13 protein-coding genes, 1 pseudogene and 1 riboswitch are annotated in these 17010 nt (G+C 49.5%); of the genes and pseudogenes, 11 read left to right on the top strand and 3 right to left on the bottom strand.

All coding sequences use genetic code 11. From position 1 onward, the window contains the following. The first annotated feature begins 119 nt into the window (after positions 1-119). The 5 genes from DW819_RS02920 (at position 120) to DW819_RS02900 (ending at position 6051) form a co-directional block, all read left to right on the top strand. Positions 120-1172, top strand: coding sequence for an extracellular solute-binding protein (locus DW819_RS02920; protein ID WP_182432548.1), 1053 nt, complete (start codon positions 120-122; stop codon positions 1170-1172). After that, a complete protein-coding gene (locus DW819_RS02915; protein WP_118731988.1) occupies positions 1169-2839 on the top strand; it encodes a sensor histidine kinase in 1671 nt (556 codons plus the stop codon). The genes DW819_RS02920 and DW819_RS02915 overlap by 4 nt, the downstream gene beginning before the upstream one ends. Next, positions 2832-3593 (top strand): response regulator, encoded by a 762-nt coding sequence (locus DW819_RS02910; RefSeq protein WP_118731987.1) that lies wholly within the window; start codon positions 2832-2834, stop codon positions 3591-3593. Before DW819_RS02915 ends, DW819_RS02910 begins: the two co-directional genes overlap by 8 nt. Positions 3594-3852: 259 nt before the next feature. Then, positions 3853-5259, top strand: a complete 1407-nt coding sequence (locus tag DW819_RS02905) for a HAMP domain-containing sensor histidine kinase (RefSeq protein ID WP_118731986.1) — start codon at positions 3853-3855, stop codon at positions 5257-5259. 21 nt (positions 5260-5280) lie between these two features. Next, entirely contained in the window at positions 5281-6051 is a 771-nt protein-coding gene (locus DW819_RS02900; RefSeq protein WP_118732033.1) for a hypothetical protein, read from the top strand. 40 nt (positions 6052-6091) lie between these two features. On the opposite strand, the gene DW819_RS02895 is transcribed toward DW819_RS02900, so the two are convergent. After that, the gene (locus DW819_RS02895) at positions 6092-6802 is read right to left on the bottom strand and encodes a response regulator transcription factor (protein ID WP_118731985.1); all 711 of its coding nucleotides are present in this window, start codon (positions 6800-6802) and stop codon (positions 6092-6094) included. A gap of 17 nt (positions 6803-6819) precedes the next feature. Then, positions 6820-9213 carry an endonuclease MutS2 gene (locus DW819_RS02890; protein ID WP_118731984.1) on the bottom strand — a complete coding sequence of 798 codons (2394 nt, stop codon included), beginning with the start codon at positions 9211-9213 and terminating at the stop codon, positions 6820-6822. A 218-nt stretch (positions 9214-9431) separates the two neighbouring features. On the opposite strand from DW819_RS02890, the gene DW819_RS02885 reads away from it, so the two are divergent. From DW819_RS02885 to DW819_RS02865, 5 genes are all read left to right on the top strand, one after another. After that, complete coding sequence (locus DW819_RS02885) at positions 9432-10748, top strand: S1C family serine protease (RefSeq protein WP_118731983.1); 1317 nt, start codon at positions 9432-9434, stop codon at positions 10746-10748. A 32-nt stretch (positions 10749-10780) separates the two neighbouring features. Next, positions 10781-11725 carry an HD domain-containing protein gene (locus DW819_RS02880; RefSeq protein WP_118731982.1) on the top strand — a complete coding sequence of 315 codons (945 nt, stop codon included), beginning with the start codon at positions 10781-10783 and terminating at the stop codon, positions 11723-11725. A 463-nt stretch (positions 11726-12188) separates the two neighbouring features. Continuing rightward, a complete protein-coding gene (rlmD, locus tag DW819_RS02875; protein WP_118731981.1) occupies positions 12189-13562 on the top strand; it encodes a 23S rRNA (uracil(1939)-C(5))-methyltransferase RlmD in 1374 nt (457 codons plus the stop codon). Positions 13563-13872: 310 nt separating this feature from the next. Beyond that, complete coding sequence (locus tag DW819_RS02870; protein WP_118731980.1) at positions 13873-14475, top strand: Type 1 glutamine amidotransferase-like domain-containing protein; 603 nt, start codon at positions 13873-13875, stop codon at positions 14473-14475. A gap of 32 nt (positions 14476-14507) precedes the next feature. Further along, complete coding sequence (locus DW819_RS02865; protein ID WP_107001132.1) at positions 14508-14951, top strand: GNAT family N-acetyltransferase; 444 nt, start codon at positions 14508-14510, stop codon at positions 14949-14951. A gap of 71 nt (positions 14952-15022) precedes the next feature. Here the strand turns inward: DW819_RS02865 and DW819_RS02860 are convergent, their stop codons facing one another. Then, a complete protein-coding gene (locus DW819_RS02860; RefSeq protein WP_118731979.1) occupies positions 15023-15823 on the bottom strand; it encodes a recombinase family protein in 801 nt (266 codons plus the stop codon). Between the two features lie 307 nt (positions 15824-16130). Here DW819_RS02860 and rhuM point away from each other — a divergent pair. After that, positions 16131-16685: pseudogene (gene rhuM, locus DW819_RS02850) on the top strand (RhuM family protein); the annotation flags it as partial. 166 nt (positions 16686-16851) lie between these two features. Beyond that, positions 16852-16942: riboswitch (cyclic di-GMP riboswitch) on the top strand. Positions 16943-17010 lie beyond the last annotated feature (68 nt).

The raw sequence follows: 17010 nt of genomic DNA, 5'->3' as shown, positions 1-17010 counted from the left end.
TAGTGATAAGGCCGTATCAGTGAAGATACGGGAAATCCATGAAGTCACGAAAATGGCAGAAGTCCGGAGAACGGGGATTTTTTGTTTTGAAATGGCTGAATTTTGAGGGGAATGACTGGATGAAAAGCAGAAACTTTAGAAAAACGGCGTTGTTCGTTTTGGCAGTCTTTATTTCCGGCTGCGGGCGCAGGACGGAGCCGCCGCTTACGCGGCAGGCAGATCTGGTGGTCTGTACGGATCTGGAGCTTCCGGTTTATGAGCCGGTGGTAAAGGAATTTGAAGAGCGTACCGGTCTGATAGTTGAAGTGCAGGCGGGAACATCGGAAGAGATCCGGACCTGGCTTGCGCAGGAACAGACAGAGCGAAACGGAGATGGAAAGCGCGGACCGGATCAGCCGGCAGAATGGGATCTGGCCTTTGGCGTGAACACAGAACTTCTGGATGAATATAAAGAGCTGTGGTTTCCCTGTGAGAGCAGTGAGGCCAAAATGCTGGACAGCCGGTATGTGTCACCGGACCATTTCTGGACCGGTTTTTCAGTATTGCCGCTGGTAATCATGTACAACACCAATGTGGTGACCTACAGGGAGCTTCCGGTGGGCTGGGAGAGTTTGCTGGAGCCCCGGTGGCAGGGGCGTGTGGCCTTTGCGGATCCGGAGCAGTCTGATGTTTCTGCCCTGGCACTTGCGGCAGCCATGCTTGGCAGTCAGAGCGGTGAGGATTATATTGGAAAACTGGCGGAAAATCTGAATTATGAGGTCTTAAAAAGCGTGGAGCAGGTCAATGAGGGGATCCTGGACGGGCGTTATTCGGTTGGTGTGACCACGGAGGCGGCGGCTCAGACGCTTCGCAGCGGCGGAGCCGATGTGGATTATATTTATCCTGAGGAGGGAACTGCGATAGTGCTGGACGGTACGGCAGTCCGCGCCGGAAGCAGCCATAAAGAAGAAGCCCTGGCCTTTCTGGATTTTACGGTCAGCCGTGACGCGCAGAAGATCATGGCAGTGAGCCGGAACCGCCGTTCCGTGCGGACGGACACAGCTGCGGAAAAAGGCATGGATCCGATGGAAAAGCTGCCGCTTCCGGAGGCAGGAAAGGCTGAGCTTTCGGAAGCAAAACAGCAGGCAGACATGTTGTGGCAGCAGGCAGACGGAAGGGAGGGCGGAGCATGAAGCATAAAACCCTTTCGTTCCGGGACCAGGTTTTTCTGGCCTGCTTTCTGGTAACACTGGTTCCGCTTCTGTTAACCAGCGTGGTCATGGTGCGGCTGTTTACAGCTTCCCTGAACCGCCAGAGTGAGCAGGAGGCGAACCGGCAGATTACGGAGATCCGCAGCCGTTTTGCAGCGCTTCTGGATGACTGTGAGGAAGCGTGCCGGGAACTTACAAGGAACGGTACCGTGTCCCGCTATATGATCGATACCACTACGATAGAAATGCAGCGGGGCATGTACGTTTCTTTATATCAGGCTTCGCAGGAAATCTACGGACATGCCCAGATCAGTGTGTACGATGTGGGCGGAAAGCTGCGGTTTACCACGGATACACTGTCGCGGGCAGATTCTCTGCCTGTGTATTGGGGTATTTTAAAGAAAGCATCCGGACAGGCGGGCATGACCTGGTACCGCACAGATCCATACCTGACACTGAATGATGACCGTGTGCTGATGCAGGGGGCTTACGCGATAGAAAATCCCGGCGGAGCCAGGACCGGATATCTGGTGCTGGATTTTACCCGGGAAAATTTTGATAATGTTTTCAGCGGCTTCTATTCCCAGACAGATACCATCTGGCTTCTGGATTCCCATAAGCGGCTTCTGTACTGTTCCAGATCAGACTATGATGAGACCAACATGAATGAGGAGGAAGACACACAGTATTTGTGGATGCAGGAACCGGAGCGTGGGTTTTATGTGATCCTGTGCCGTCAGGCGCCCATCAGTTCCCCGGCCATGCAGACGATGGGAACGGTGGTCCTGGCCATGTCCCTGCTGAGCCTGGTCCTGTCCATGATGATCTCCGGCGCGCTGACCCGGAATATTGTAAAGCCGGTCAGCCAGCTGGATAAGGCCATGGAAAAGGTTAAGGCAGGAGATTTAAACATCCGTGTCAACAGTACCCGTACCGATGAACTGGGAAGGCTGACAGACAGCTTTAACGGTATGGTACGTGATCTGAAAACATACCTGGAGGAGAAGGTGCAGCAGCAGAAGGATTTAAATGAGACGACCCTGCGCCTGTATCAGACACAGTTAAATCCGCATTTTTTGTATAACACACTGGATACCATTAAGTGGAATGCCAAGATCAATCAGATCCCGGAGATTGCGGTGCTGGCGGAAAACCTGGCAGTAATCTTAAGAAAAAGCATTTCCAGCAAGCCATTCATCACCCTGAGGGAGGAGCTGGATACCATAGACAGCTATATCCGCATCCAGAAGATCCGGTTCAGCGGAAGGTTCCTCTATGAAACAGAAATTCCAGATCTTCTGGAAGAAAGCATGATCCCCAAAATGATTCTGCAGCCGCTGGTCGAAAATGCCATCATTCATGGCCTGGATGGATGTGATAATGGCTATATCTGTATTTACGCGGCCCAGAAGGACGGTGCTTTAAGCATTTCCGTGACGGATGATGGCTGCGGCATGAGCCGGGATATGGTGGACTGGATCAACAGCCCGGCACCGGCAAAGCGGGATGGACATCTGGGCCTTTTCAATGTGATCCAGATTTTAAAGATTTACTATGGAGAGGAGTACGGTATGCATGCGGAAGTGGCGGAAGACGGCACTACTGTGACGCTGAGGCTGCCATTTTGGAAGGAAGTGGAACATGAATAGAGTAGTAGTGGTGGAAGATGAGACAATGGCCCGCAAGGGCATTATCCTGACCATTGACTGGTCTGCCCTGGGCTGTGTCGTCGTGGGAGAAGCGGCCAATGGGGAGGAGGGCGCAGCTTTGGTGGAACGCCTGTCGCCGGATATTGTGGTGACAGATGTGAAGATGCCCCGCATGGATGGCGTGGAGATGATCGCGAAGCTGCGGGAAAATGGCTGCCAGGCAAAATTTATCATCCTGACGGCCTACAGCGACTTCAAGTATGCCCAGAGCGCGCTTCGCCTTGGTGTCAGTGACTATCTGCTGAAGCCGCTCAAAGACGGTGAACTGGAGCTTGTGGTGCGCCGTATTCAGGGGCAGGAAGAGGCGCTGGAGTCAAAAGCGGCGAAGGAGCAGGATATGCCGGTGTTCCGGTTAAATCCGGTGAAAAATACGAAGAATAAATACGTAGAGCAGGCTGTACAGCTGATCCGGGAACACTTCCGGGAGGATATCAATATCAGTACCGTGGCAGGAGAACTGGAAATCAGCGAAGGGTATTTAAGCCGTGTGTTCAAAAAGGAAACGGACTATACCTTCACCAGCTATTTAACGCGGTATCGCATGAAAAAAGCCATGTCCCTGCTGAAGGATTGCCGTGTGAAGGTTTACGAAGTGGCAGAGCAGGTAGGATATTCCGACACAGCCTATTTCAGCGCCCAGTTTAAGAAGCTGATCGGAATCTCTCCGTCTGAATACCAGGACCGCAGCAGATAAAAAATTAAAAAAATTTGAAAAAAGGGCTTGCAAAAACAGTTAGCATATGCTAATATAATGACAGTTAGCCGCAACTAACTACATGTGAATATTCTATACATTTCGTCTGGTTTCATCTGACCCGTGAAATCAGAAACTCAACTCCTAAACGGAAAGCACGCTGCCAGGCGTGCTTTTTGTTTGTTTATTTCAGCCTTATTTTGTGTTAGAATGAATATAATCAGGACATCCATTACAGAATAAGGGGTTTTATGTATCTATGAAGCATTCACTTTACTATAAATTTATCTTGGGCTATCTGGTATTCGGTTTGCTTGGCTTTGCGTCGATTGCGACCTTATCCGCGCAGCTGATGAACAAAAATCAGGTAAAAAACCAGGCGGAAGCCATGTATGACGAGGCGAATCTGATCGCGTCAGCCTACAGCAGTGTGTATCAGGGGAAGAAGCAGGATCTGGATTCCGTCTACCCGCAGCTTCAGGCCGTGGCCAAGTTTGTGCGGGCGGAGATCTGGGTGGTGAACCGCCAGGGCATCATTGTGGTGGACAGCGAACAGAATAAGCGGGCCGGGACAGCCATCGAAGGGTTTGATCCGACGGCGACAGGCAATAAGTCTTATTGTACCGGAACTTACTACGGGCTCTTTCCGTATGATGTTTTAAGTGTTTCCGCACCCATTACGGGAAATTACAATACCTACGGCTATGTGCTGGTGCATCTTCCTATGAGCGTGATCTGGGAGATGAGCAATTCAAATCTGAATGTGGTTTACATAACGGCAGCGATCCTGTTTATCCTGTCCCTGATCATTTTGCTGGTGTTCACGAAGACTGTGTATTTTCCGCTGCAGAAGATCACGGAGGGTGCCAATGAATATGCGGCCGGCAATCTGGAGTACAGGATTGATCTGAATACCCGGGATGAGATGGGCTATCTGGCTGGTACGCTAAACTATATGTCCGGTGAGCTGAACAAGCTGGAGGAATATCAGAGAAACTTTATCGCCAATGTCTCTCATGATTTCCGTTCTCCGCTGACATCTATCAAAGGCTATCTGGAAGCGATTATAGACGGAACGATTCCGCCGGAAATGTATGAAAAATATCTGACCCGTGTGATTTCGGAGACGGAGCGCCTGACCAAGCTGACACAGGGTATGCTGACGTTAAATTCCTTAGACAGTAAGGGATATCTTTCGAGGTCAAGCTTTGATATCAACCGCGTGATCAAAGACACAGCGGCTTCCTTTGAGGGAACCTGTGAAAAGAAGAATATTAATTTCGAACTGACCTTTTCGGACAGCATGCAGATGGTGTATGCAGATCTGGGAAAGATCCAGCAGGTGCTTTATAACCTGATTGACAATGCCATCAAGTTCAGTCATCAGGATTCCACGATTTATATCCAGACCCGCATTAAAAATGAAAAGATTTTTGTTTCCGTGAAGGATACGGGCATTGGCATTCCGAAAGACAGTGTACAAAAGGTTTTTGACCGGTTTTATAAGTCTGATCTGTCCCGCGGAAAAGATAAAAAAGGCACCGGACTGGGGCTGGCCATTGTAAAAGAAATCATTCAGGCACATGGGGAAAATATTGATGTAGTCAGCACAGAAGGCGTGGGATCGGAGTTTATCTTTTCCCTGCCCCTGGCAACGAATCTGTAAGAGTAAAGAAGGAGAACGCGTATGAAAAAAACAGGGAAATGTATTGCAGGCATGTTGCTTGTCATGGGGATGAGCCTGGCTGGAGTGGTCAGCGGGTTTGCGGCGCCGGATCCCGGCACGGATCTGAATGTTGAGAATGTAAGATGGGACGGAGATTCCGGCAGTGGTACCTGGACGGACAACACGTCAGCCCGGTATTATCAGGTGAAGCTGTACCGGAACGATTCTTCTGTGATGAGTACCGCATCGGTTTACGATAATGCCTATGATTTTGCCGGTCACATGACCCGCAGGGGCAACTACTGCTTTATGGTACGTGCTGTGGGAAGCGGATCGGCAAAGGGAGAGTGGGTAAGTTCCGATACCATGTTTCTGACTGCGGAGGAAGCAGATGATCTCAGCTATGATTACCGCCACAGCTATTCCGGAGGTCCCGGAGATGGAAAATATGTTTCCGGAGGCCCCGGGGATACCGGAAGAAATCCAGCCAGCACCGGAGGTCCCGGTGTGGCAGCAGGCAGCGGACAGGATTTTTCCACCGCACAGGGCAACCACTGGTGCATTGACCAGGGCGGCAAATGGTTCCAGTTTAAAGATGGAAGCTACCCGGTGGGCCGCTGGGTGCAGATAGACGGAATCTGGTATTGCTTTGGAATGAATGGTTATCTGCGCTGCGGATGGATCGAGGATAACGGAAAATGGTATTACACGGACAGCACCGGAGCCATGCTTGTAAATAGCCGGACTCCGGATGGCTGCTACGTCGGCGGAGACGGAGCCTGGATCCAGTAAAAAAGTGGACAGACACCTTGAAAGGTGCCTGTCTACTTTTTTACTTCCGCACTTCAAATTTATATCCAATGCCCCACACGGTGGTCAGCGCCCAGTTGGCGTGATCCTTGATCTTTTCCCGGAGACGTTTGATATGTACGTCTACGGTGCGGGTGTCTCCGATGTATTCGTAGCCCCAGATATGGTCTAAGAGCTGCTCTCTGGTGAAGACCTGGTTCGGTGAGGAAGCCAGGAAATACAGAAGCTCCAGTTCCTTCGGCGGCATCTCCACGGAATGGCCGCAGTAGGTGACCGCGTAGTTGGTCAGGTTGACGGTCAGGTCCGGGTACTCCACATACTCGCCCTGCTGGGCCGGTTCCGGCGCGGCCGGAGCCGGAGCAGCCTGATAGCGGCGCAGCACGGCCTTGACCCGGGCTACCAGCTCCTTGGAGTCGAAGGGCTTGATCATGTAGTCATCGGCGCCCAGCTCCAGTCCCAGGACCTTATCAAAAATTTCGCCCTTGGCGGAAAGCATGATGATCGGCACTTGGGAGGTGGCCCGCAGCTCACGGCACACCTGGTAGCCGTCGATGCCCGGAAGCATCAGATCCAGCAGGATCAGGTTCGGCTTAAATTCCGGGAAGATCTTCAGGGCTTCCTCGCCGTCATTGACAATATAGGTTTCGTAGCATTCTTTCATCAGATAGAGAGAAATCAGCTCTGCGATGTTCTCATCATCATCTACAATCAAAATCCGCTGCTTTTCAGCCATGTTTTTATCCTCCCAATTTACTTGAATACTACGATGGTTACGCCTGCGTCGCCTTCTCCGAAGCCGCCCAGGTGGAATTCCTTAATATATTTGAGCCGTTTTAAGTGCTTGTGGATGCCGGCGCGCAGCGCTCCGGTACCCTTACCGTGCACAATGCGTACCTGCGGCAGATGGGCAATGTAGGCATCGTCCAGATATTTGTCAAGCTGTGCCACGGCCTCGTCCACGGTCATACCCAGGACATTGATCTCCGGGGAGATGCCAAAGGACTTGGACATCTTGATGTTGCTGCTTCCGCTGCCCTTGCGGCGGGCTTCCAGTCCCGGACCGCTGACAGAATTCTCCTGAAGCAGCTCCAGGTCGCTTATGTTCACCTTGGAGCGCAGGATGCCCATCTGGACAAATACGTTGCCCTGGGCGTCAGGAAGGCTGCTGACGGTACCATTTAAGTTCATGGAAAGCACACGCACGCCGTCGCCCAGCTTCAGAGTCTTCGGGTTGATGGCCTTGTGCGGCTTTCTGGTCTCCTGCTTTAAGGAGAGGCCGCCCTCGACCTTCTTTAAGCTGTCGCGCAGCTTTGTGCGCTCTGCCTCGAGGGCCTTGGTGTCGATGCCGGAGGAAGCAGCCAGCTTGTTGATGTTCTTGATGGTGCGGTCTGCCGTTTCCTTTGCTTCCCGCAGGATCTGCTGAGCCTCTTCGTTGGCCTTGCGGATCATCTTGTCCCTGCGCTCATCGAAACGCTCTTCTTTCTTTTCCAGACCGGATTTCAGGCGGGCAATCTCTGCCTTGTAGTTCTCAATCTCCGCGCGCTCTTTCTCGATGGTGACACGGTTTTCCTCCAGACGGCTGATGACATCTTCAAAGGTTTCATCCTCGGATTCCAGATGATTTTTCGCGTCCTCGATGATGTAATCCGGCAGTCCCAGCTTTTTGGAGATGGCAAACGCATTACTCTTGCCCGGGATGCCGATTAAGAGACGGTAGGTTGGGCGCAGGGTGGCAACATCAAACTCGCAGCAGGCATTTTCCACGCCCGGAGTGCTGAGGGCGTAGATCTTTAATTCGCTGTAATGTGTGGTAGCCATAGTGCGGCACTTCATGTTGTGCAGGAAGTTTAAGATGGCAATGGCCAGAGCCGCACCCTCAGTCGGATCAGTTCCGGAACAGAGCTCATCGAACAGGCAGAGAGAGCGGCTGTCGGCCTGATTTAAAATATTTACGATGTTGGTCATATGGGCGGAGAAGGTACTGAGACTCTGCTCAATGCTTTGCTCATCGCCGATATCGGCAAAGACTTCCTCAAATACAGCCAGCTCTGAGCCTTCAAATGCCGGAATATGCAGACCGGCCTGCCCCATCAGGGTAAAGAGGCCTACGGTTTTTAAGGAAACCGTTTTACCGCCGGTGTTTGGTCCGGTGACCATAAGAAGATCAAAATCGGTGCCAAGCCATACGGTGATCGGGACCACCTTCTGCGGGTCCAGAAGCGGATGGCGTCCGTCCTTGATGTGAATGCGTCCCTCAGTGTTGAACTTCGGTTCACTGCACTTGAAATGGCGGGACAGGGCAGCTTTTGCGAAGATAAAGTCCAGCCTGGTCAGGATCTGCAGGTCGATGGCCAGCTCTGTGGTGTAAGGCGTAAGCTGATTGCTCAGATCAGCCAGAACAGCTTCGATCTCCTTCTGCTCCTGAATTTCCAGGGTGCGCAGTTCGTTGTTTAACTGAATGACTGCCATTGGCTCGATGAACAGGGTGGAACCGGTGGAGGACTGGTCGTGTACCATGCCGTTCACCTGGGATTTATACTCTGCCTTGACCGGCAGGCAGTAGCGCCCGTCACGCATGGTGATGACAGCGTCCTGCAGATAGGAGCGGCAGCTGTTTAAGATGCTGTTTAACTGGGTGTGGATGCGGTCATTGATGCCGTGCATGGAGCGGCGGACCTTGTGCAGGCCGGGGCTTGCATTGTCACTGATCTCTTCTTCGGAAATGATGCAGCGCTTGATTTCGTTGTTAGCAGGCGTTAATGGCTCCAGGCTGCGGAACATCTGATCTAGGGAGTCATCCGGAAATTCTTCGGATTCCTCATGATGGCCGTAGGCTTTGGCGCGGGCCGCCACGGTGAGCAGAGAGCTGATGGATAACAGCTCCGGGATGCCTAAGGCACTGCCGATTTCCAGACGTTTTAAGGAATCCCGGACATCGCGGATGCCGCTTAAGGAAAGGCTGCCCTTCATGCGGACACGGGTGAGGGCGTCGCTGGTCTCTGTCTGGGCCTGCACGATCTCATGGAAGTCACTCATAGGGAGCAGGTTCTGACACAGGAGCTTTCCCGGAGCGGAAGCCGCGTAACCGGTCAGTTGATGGATGATTTTGTTATATTCTAATGTTTTCAAAACTTTCTGGTTCATAAAAATCCTCGATTTGTTTTTATTTGTATCTGGATTATAGCATGAAATGGCGTTACTGTACACGGGCGGATTCTTTTTTAGTTGCGCAAATTGGCTCAAAACCTTATAATAGAATGTAATGCATAAAACGTTATGCATCTGGGGAGGACGGGAAATGATCCGGCAGATTTATACAGCGGCCGGACCATTGCAAGGATTATGAAGTAAGGAGGACGTGAATGTCTGAGATACGGGATCCGGAAAAGAAACCTGAAAAAAAGAATGACCGTGATTTTATCAGTGAAAAAATTGTAAGACCGGCGCCAAGCAGGAAGCAGGTTGGCACCAGGATGGCTACAGCGGCCTGCGCCGGTGTGATATTCGGTGTGGTATCTGCAGTTTGCTTTGTGCTGACCAGACCGATTCTGGAACAGCTGTCGGCAGGAAACCGGCCAACCACATCCGCTATTTCCATTCCAAAGGATGAACTGGAATCTCCGGTGGAAGCAATAGAAAACGAACGTGTGGCTGAAACGGAGACGGAGCCGGTAGAAGAGATGGTCCAGACTGCTCTGGAGCAATATCGTTATACGGTAGATGATTTAAATTCCATGTTAAACAGTCTGCGGGGCAAAGCCCAGACTGCGGACAAGAGCGTAGTGGTGGTGCATTCCGTGCAGCAGAACACGGACTGGTTTGATAATCCGGTGGAAACGACCGGTCTGTATGCCGGAATGATCATCGCAAAAACCAGTCAGGAGCTTTTGGTGCTGACACCTGAGGCAGCGGTAGAACAGGCTGATTCCATCAAGGTTACGCTCGGGAACGGAAACGATGTGAGTGGCCATATGAAGCAGAAGGATGCCATTTCCGGGCAGGCCATTGTCAGCATCAGCGTGCAGGACATCAGTGCGACACAGCTGCGGGATCTGGAACCGATACCGTTAGGCAATTCCTATCAGGTGCAGCAGGGAGATCTGATTGCGGCGGTAGGCAGTCCGGCCGGAGTGGTCCATTCCATGGATTACGGCTTTGTGTCTTATGTGGTGCGCAGCAACCCCATGGTGGATCAGCATTGCCGCATGTTATATTCCAATATTCTGGCAGATGCCGGAAAGGGAACCTTTCTGGTGAATACAAATGGTGAACTGGTAGGCTGGGCGCAGGAACCGGATAGCCCCGAGGCATCAGACCGCGTGACAGAGGTGTTTGGAATCTCCGATTATAAGGGGATTCTGGAAAAACTCAGCAATGGCCAGGCTGTGCCCTGTATCGGAATCGTGGGTCAGGAAGTAACGGACGCGCAGGTGGAAAACGGACTTCCGGCCGGTATTTATGTGATGAACGCAGTGACAGATAAACCAGCCTACAATGCGGGAATCCAGAATGGAGATATTCTTACGGAGCTTGCCGGTGAGCCGGTAACATCCATGAAAGAATATCAGGCAGCGCTGGATAAAATGACCTGCGGCCAGGTGGTACATGTGACCGTGGCGCGGAATGGCCGCGACACCTACACCGAGCTGGAATTTGATGTGACGGTAGGAAGCCGGTAGAATCAAGAAAGATAGAAAGTAAAGGGAAAGATATGAGGTATATTGACAGTTTTAGAGAAGGTATGCACATTTCTGATGTGTATCTGTGCAAAAACAGGCAGATTGCGCTGACGAAGAATGGAAAGGAATACGGCAACCTGGTACTCCAGGATAAGACCGGTACCATTGACGCAAAAATCTGGGATCTGGGATCTCCGGGAGTCGGAAATTTCGAAACGCTGGATTATGTATACATTGATGCAGATGTGACCGTGTTCATGGGCGCCAACCAGCTGAATGTAAAGCGGATCCGCAAGGCAGATGAGGGCGAGTATATCCCGGCTGATTACCTTCCGGTTTCCTTAAAAGATGTGAAGCAGATGTATTCCGAACTGCTGGCACTCATTGCCTCTGTGAAGAATCCGTATCTGAAAAAGCTTCTGGACAGCTACTTCGGAGATCCGGATTTTGCCAGGGCATTTCAGTTCCACAGCGCGGCAAAGAGTGTACATCACGGCTTTGTGGGCGGCCTGCTGGAGCATACCTTAAGCGTTGCCAAAATGTGCGACTACTTTGCAGGTGCATATCCGATGTTAAACCGTGATCTGCTGTTAACCGCAGCTATGTTTCACGATATCGGCAAGACGAAGGAATTATCCGTATTCCCGGAAAATGACTACACCGATGACGGCCAGCTGCTGGGGCACATCATCATCGGCACCGAGATGGTCAGTGAGCGCATGCGCACCATCGAAGGCTTTCCGCCAAAGCTTGCAACAGAGTTAAAGCACTGCATTCTGGCACATCATGGTGAGCTGGAATACGGTTCCCCGAAAAAGCCGGCGCTGTTAGAGGCTATGGCTTTGAACTTCGCGGATAATGCTGACGCCAAGATGGAGACGATGATCGAGGTGCTGCGGGGTGCCGGAGATAATCAGGGCTGGCTTGGATATAACCGGCTGCTGGAGACGAATATCAGAAAGACAACAGAGTATTAAATAACAGAACATAAAAATCAGAAAACGTGCCGCTTCGGGCGCGTTTTCTGATTAAAAAGGGGAAAGAGGTAATGTAAAGTATCGATATATGGGAACCGTTTGTTCCATCATAGCAGATGGATAACGGATTGTTGTTGGACGACCCCGGCAGCGTTTGCGCGCTTGTTGCTGCCAGGCTCTCTTATATTGGTGTATAATGAACATGTTCTTTTACTTTCTGTTCATTCTGATGGTAAGGCTTTCAGTGTTTTCTCTTCCTCACATCATGGTTATATGATACTGGAAAAATGTGTCTAAAGTTTGAGGAGATTGTGAAGAAAGTAGAAAGTTTCAGAACAAAATATTACGGAAAAGGGACTTTTTTGGAAGGTTTTTAGAGGGAAGCTGCTGGAACGCTTGCGCAGAGGCGGGAAAACCCGTAAAATGAGAGGAAAGAAGTTTGGCGGAATGAAAGGATAAACACATGGATTGGAAAAAGAATGATGTATTTCAGGTTCGGATAGAGGATATGAGTGATACCGGGGAAGGAATCGGAAAGACCGACGGCTTCATCTGGTTTGTAAAGGATGCCGTGATCGGCGATGTGGTGGAAGCCAAAGTTATGAAAACGAAAAAATCCTACGGCTTTGCGCGCCTGATACAGGTATTGGAACCATCAGCATGCCGCGTGACTCCTCGCTGCCCGTCAGCCCGCCAGTGCGGCGGATGTCAGCTTCAGGCCATGAGCTATGAAGAACAGTTAAGATTTAAGGAAAACAAAGTACGCAATAATTTAAGCCACATTGGCGGACTGACTGAGATTCCGATGGAGCCGATCATCGGCATGGACGAGCCGTGGCGTTACCGCAACAAAGCCCAGTTCCCGTTTGGAAAAGATAAAGACGGACGTATCATCACAGGCTTTTATGCAGGCAGGACCCACGCTATCATTGAGCAGGAGGACTGTCTGCTTGGTGTGGAAGAGAATCAGCCGATTCTGGACTGTATCCGCGGCTTCATGGAAGAGTATCATATCGCACCATATGAGGAAGAACTGCACAAGGGTCTCGTTCGTCATGTGCTGATTCGCAAGGGCTTTGCCACAGAAGAACTGATGGTCTGCCTGGTATTGAATGGCGATGTGAAGAAACTAAAGGCACCGGAGGTGCTGGTGGAGCGCCTGGTGAAGCTGTTCCCTTCCCACATGGCAAGCATTTCCTGCAGTATCAATCGGGAAAAGACCAACGTCATTATGGGAAAAGAGATCGTAAATCTATATGGACCGGGCTATATCACCGATTATATCGGAAATGTCTGCTATCGCATCTCTCCACTGTCCTTTTATCAGGTCAATCCGGTGCAGACCCAGAAACTTTACGGAACCGCTCTGGAGTATGCAGGCCTGACTGGCGAGGAAACCGTGTGGGATCTTTACTGCGGTATCGGAACCATCTCCCTGTTTCTGGCGCAGAAAGCAAAGAAAGTATATGGCGTAGAGATTATTCCGCAGGCGATTGATGATGCCCGTGCCAACGCAAAGCTGAACCATTTTGAAAATGTCGAGTTCTTCGTCGGAAAAGCGGAGGAGGTACTGCCGGAACAGTATGAAAAGAACCAGGTCTACGCCGACACCATTGTGGTAGATCCGCCTAGAAAAGGCTGCGACAGCGTCTGCCTGGACACCATCGTAAAGATGGCACCGGAGAAGGTGGTATATGTCAGCTGTGACTCCGCGACTCTGGCCAGGGATGTGAAGTATCTGGGAGAGAGAGGATATGAGGTGAAACGGGTAAAAACTGTGGATATGTTCCCGTGGAGCGGACACGTGGAGACGGTAGTATTGATGTCAAGGAAATGAAATCAAGTGCCAGAAAGCGGCGTATTTCCGGGCTTTTTCGGAGGTTTGGATTTGAAGCCAGACTTCTGAAAAAGCTTGGTTTTCTTATATGGAAACATATCTAACGCGAAATCTGTGTCAGGTTGTGACCTCGGATTAGATGTCGCGATTTGAGACAGTGGATTAGATGTCAGGCATTTCGGGCTGATTTTTGGAAAACGGAAAGGGCTGACAACCAATCCGGCAACTCGACCATTTTGGGTGGTTGCAGGCAGTGGTATAGATGTGAAGGGAAAATTCAGTAAATCGAAATTTATAAAGGAGAATATTGATGAAGCTATTTTTATGTTCGCACTTTTCAAGTGTGGGAAGTCTGATAAAGGAAGAAATTGAAAATAAGAAAGTCGCATTTATTCCAACAGCTTCACTGCGTGAAGGCTACACCGGTTATGTCGGCTCGGCTCGAAAATTATTCAAAAAGTTGGGAGCAATCGTAACTGAAATTGATATTTCAACGGAGGCTTATTCAACGATACAGTCTGTTTTTGAAGAAGCAGATGTGATATATTTTACCGGCGGAAATTCTTTCTTTCTTATGGACCAGCTCCGTAAAACGGGAACTGATGGGCTACTGAAAAAGGAATTGGCAAATGGAAAATTGATGATCGGCGAGTCGGCAGGCGCAATTATATGCGCTCCAAGCATCCAATATATCGAGCAAATGGATGAAAAGCCAGAGGACTACTCACAAGAAGATGATGCAGGGCTTGATTTGATTGATTTCTATGTTCTTCCGCATTATCTTACAGCACCATTTAAGAAAGTTACCGAGAAAATAATGACTGAGTTTTCGGATTTGAATCTATGCCCGATTAACAACCGTCAGGGAATTGTAATTGATGGTGAAGGTTCAAATGTTATTTGCAAAGACTAATTTGAAAATTCCAATTTGACGGAGTAATGGATATGAAAATCCGAGAAGTGAACGAAAATAAAAAGCAATTTATATCATTATTGTTATTAGCTGATGAACAGGAGAGCATGGTTGAGCGCTATCTTGAAAAAGGTACTATGTATGTGCTTGAAGACAATGATGAAAAAGCAGAATGTGTTGTTACCGATGAAGGTAATGGAATACTTGAAATCAAAAATATCGCAGTCGATCCGGAAAATCAGGGAAAGGGCTATGGCAAAGCACTAATTGATTTTCTTGCCAGTAAATATGCAGATGAATATTCTGTTTTGCAAGTTGGAACAGGTGACAGTCCATTGACAATACCATTTTATGAAAAATGTGGATTTGTTCGTTCTCACAAGATTCCCAATTTCTTTACTGACAATTATGACCACCCAATTTATGAGGGCGGTGTACAGTTGATAGATATGATATATTTGCAAAGATGTTTATAACTTCCAGTTTGTAGATATAGAAAATACCCTCCCGGCCATCATGGTCGAGAGGGTTTCGCGCGTCTACGGGATTATCCTTCAATATCAATTTTCAGTCCGGACTTAAGCTCCACTGTGAAGTGATCCTCCCAGACAATGATCCGCTCAAGCCAGCGCTTTACCAGGGCCTCATCGAAGGCTTCCAGGTGTGCGGGTTGCTGCTTGATGAAGTCCTGCAGTTCATTGATGCGAGCAATCTGTGCGTCCCTGGCCGCGGTATCAACCGTGCACTTTTCGCGCTGTTCCCGGAGTTTGAAGATCTCGTCGGCAATCTCGTCGTAGGCCTCTTTGTTATTGGCCTTTTTGAGAAGTTCTTTCTGGAGCTCCTGCAGTCTTTCGTCAATGCCATCAGCGGTATTTTGCTGAGCGCTTCGGATCACCTTTGCGCTGTTCTGCTGGAGCTTCGCCTGGTAGGTGGACTTATCGCCAAGGAGCGTGTTGATGGTGCTGGTCCACCATTTTGTTTTGCCAGCGCCGGTGAGGATGCCGTCTGCTTCCAGACCTTTTGCAATCCGGTCCATCGAGTAGCCCTCCAGGTATTCACGGTAGATGCGCTTTACCACCTCCGCTTGCTCTGGATCGATGATGAGATTACCATCTGCATCCTTGGTGTAGCCGAGGAAGTGATTGTGATTTACCTGTACCTGGCCATTCTGGGTTTTTTGTATAAATTCTGTGTAATGCTCAACCTGAGCATCGTAGCTTGTAGCCTGCTCATCGCTGTCAGTACTGACTCTGCAATACGCCGCGACTCTAAGCTTTGGCTTTGCATCTTGCTGTCTGGCAGTGTTTCCGACCTGCCGTTTTGCAGGGATGACCATAACATTTCCCATTATTTGACCTCGCTTTCTATCAGGCTGTATAGGTATTCTGCTTGCCTGACCGGATTTTCATAACTTTCTGTAATATCACCAAATTGAAAGGCGGTAGGTGGCCTTTTTATGATTGGTGCAATATAGCGGTCGTTCCGTCCGAGCTGCGTAGAGCGCTTGCTAAGCTCCGCACTGACGGCATCGAAGGATGCCGGATCAATGATGGACGGGTAGAAGTCATCTCCGAGGTAATGCCTGTTTAGCATCATGCACTTGGCACCAGAATGGAGAAGATCAAGCCCGGCTTTCTTAGCAGCATTGGTAAGGGATCAAGAAGATTTATTCTGATTCAGAGCTTGAGGAAGATTCAACTATCCGGAATTTCCGGATAGTTCAAACTGAAGGTTCTCGTCAGGTCACACGCGATACCAAACACTATAGCCTTCAAATGACCATTGCCGTAGGCTTCAAGGTCAATTCTGAGCGTGCTGTACAGTTTCGTAAATGGGTAAACCAGATCGCAAAGGACTATACCATCAAAGGCTGGGTCATGGATGATGAACGGCTGAAGCGTGGAACGTATCTGACGGAGAAGTATTTCGATGAGCAGTTAGAGCGCATCCGTGAGATTCGTGCCAGCGAAAGAAAGTTCTATCAGAAGATCACTGACCTGTATGCTACGGCTGTTGATTATGATAAAAATTCTGCAACGACGAGAAGATTCTATGCGACTGTTCAGAATAAAATGCATTACGCAGTTCATGGACATACGGCGGCTGAACTGATCGTGGAAAGAGCTGATCACACAAAAGAGCATATGGGATTAACCACCTGGGCAGATGCACCGGAAGGAAAGATTAAGAAAAGTGATGTTACGGTTGCTAATGATGAATGAGCTTCATATGAAAAAAATGTTAGGTTTTTAGGATTCATCGATTTAGATTTTTTATAAAGAGAAGTTCAAAAACAGAAGTAAAATATGTGTAGATTTAAAAAAAAAATTATTGACGTGTGGAAAACCGCGTGGTATGGTCTTTTGAAGAAAGAGATTATTTTAAAGGCAAACCTGTTGAAAGGCAGGGGCGCAAAGCCAGAAGGGACTAAAGTCAGAAAGCTTGACCATGTCAGCCGGTTGCCACTGTTTCCATATCATCATAGTATATGGAAAAGATGTTTGAACAGAAGAGATTCCGATACCTTTTATACTA

Origin of the sequence: Clostridium sp. AM33-3, assembly GCF_003480315.1 — a bacterium.
Lineage (GTDB): Bacteria > Bacillota > Clostridia > Lachnospirales > Lachnospiraceae > Brotaphodocola.
Note: the sequence above shows the minus strand (reverse complement) of the source record. Positions and strands in the feature narration are given on the sequence as shown.

Bases quoted from the DNA above. Each gene is read 5' to 3' on its own strand.
- DW819_RS02895 (WP_118731985.1), bottom strand. From the start codon at position 6,802: ATGGCTGAAAAGCAGCGGATTTTGATTGTAGATGATGATGAGAACATC.
- DW819_RS02880 (WP_118731982.1), top strand. From the start codon at position 10,781: ATGAGGTATATTGACAGTTTTAGAGAAGGTATGCACATTTCTGATGTG.
- rlmD (WP_118731981.1), top strand. From the start codon at position 12,189: ATGGATTGGAAAAAGAATGATGTATTTCAGGTTCGGATAGAGGATATG.
- DW819_RS02860 (WP_118731979.1), bottom strand. From the start codon at position 15,823: ATGGGAAATGTTATGGTCATCCCTGCAAAACGGCAGGTCGGAAACACT.
- DW819_RS02900 (WP_118732033.1), top strand. From the start codon at position 5,281: ATGAAAAAAACAGGGAAATGTATTGCAGGCATGTTGCTTGTCATGGGG.
- DW819_RS02915 (WP_118731988.1), top strand. From the start codon at position 1,169: ATGAAGCATAAAACCCTTTCGTTCCGGGACCAGGTTTTTCTGGCCTGC.
- DW819_RS02920 (WP_182432548.1), top strand. From the start codon at position 120: ATGAAAAGCAGAAACTTTAGAAAAACGGCGTTGTTCGTTTTGGCAGTC.
- DW819_RS02885 (WP_118731983.1), top strand. From the start codon at position 9,432: ATGTCTGAGATACGGGATCCGGAAAAGAAACCTGAAAAAAAGAATGAC.
- DW819_RS02890 (WP_118731984.1), bottom strand. From the start codon at position 9,213: ATGAACCAGAAAGTTTTGAAAACATTAGAATATAACAAAATCATCCAT.
- DW819_RS02870 (WP_118731980.1), top strand. From the start codon at position 13,873: ATGAAGCTATTTTTATGTTCGCACTTTTCAAGTGTGGGAAGTCTGATA.
- DW819_RS02910 (WP_118731987.1), top strand. From the start codon at position 2,832: ATGAATAGAGTAGTAGTGGTGGAAGATGAGACAATGGCCCGCAAGGGC.
- DW819_RS02905 (WP_118731986.1), top strand. From the start codon at position 3,853: ATGAAGCATTCACTTTACTATAAATTTATCTTGGGCTATCTGGTATTC.
- DW819_RS02865 (WP_107001132.1), top strand. From the start codon at position 14,508: ATGAAAATCCGAGAAGTGAACGAAAATAAAAAGCAATTTATATCATTA.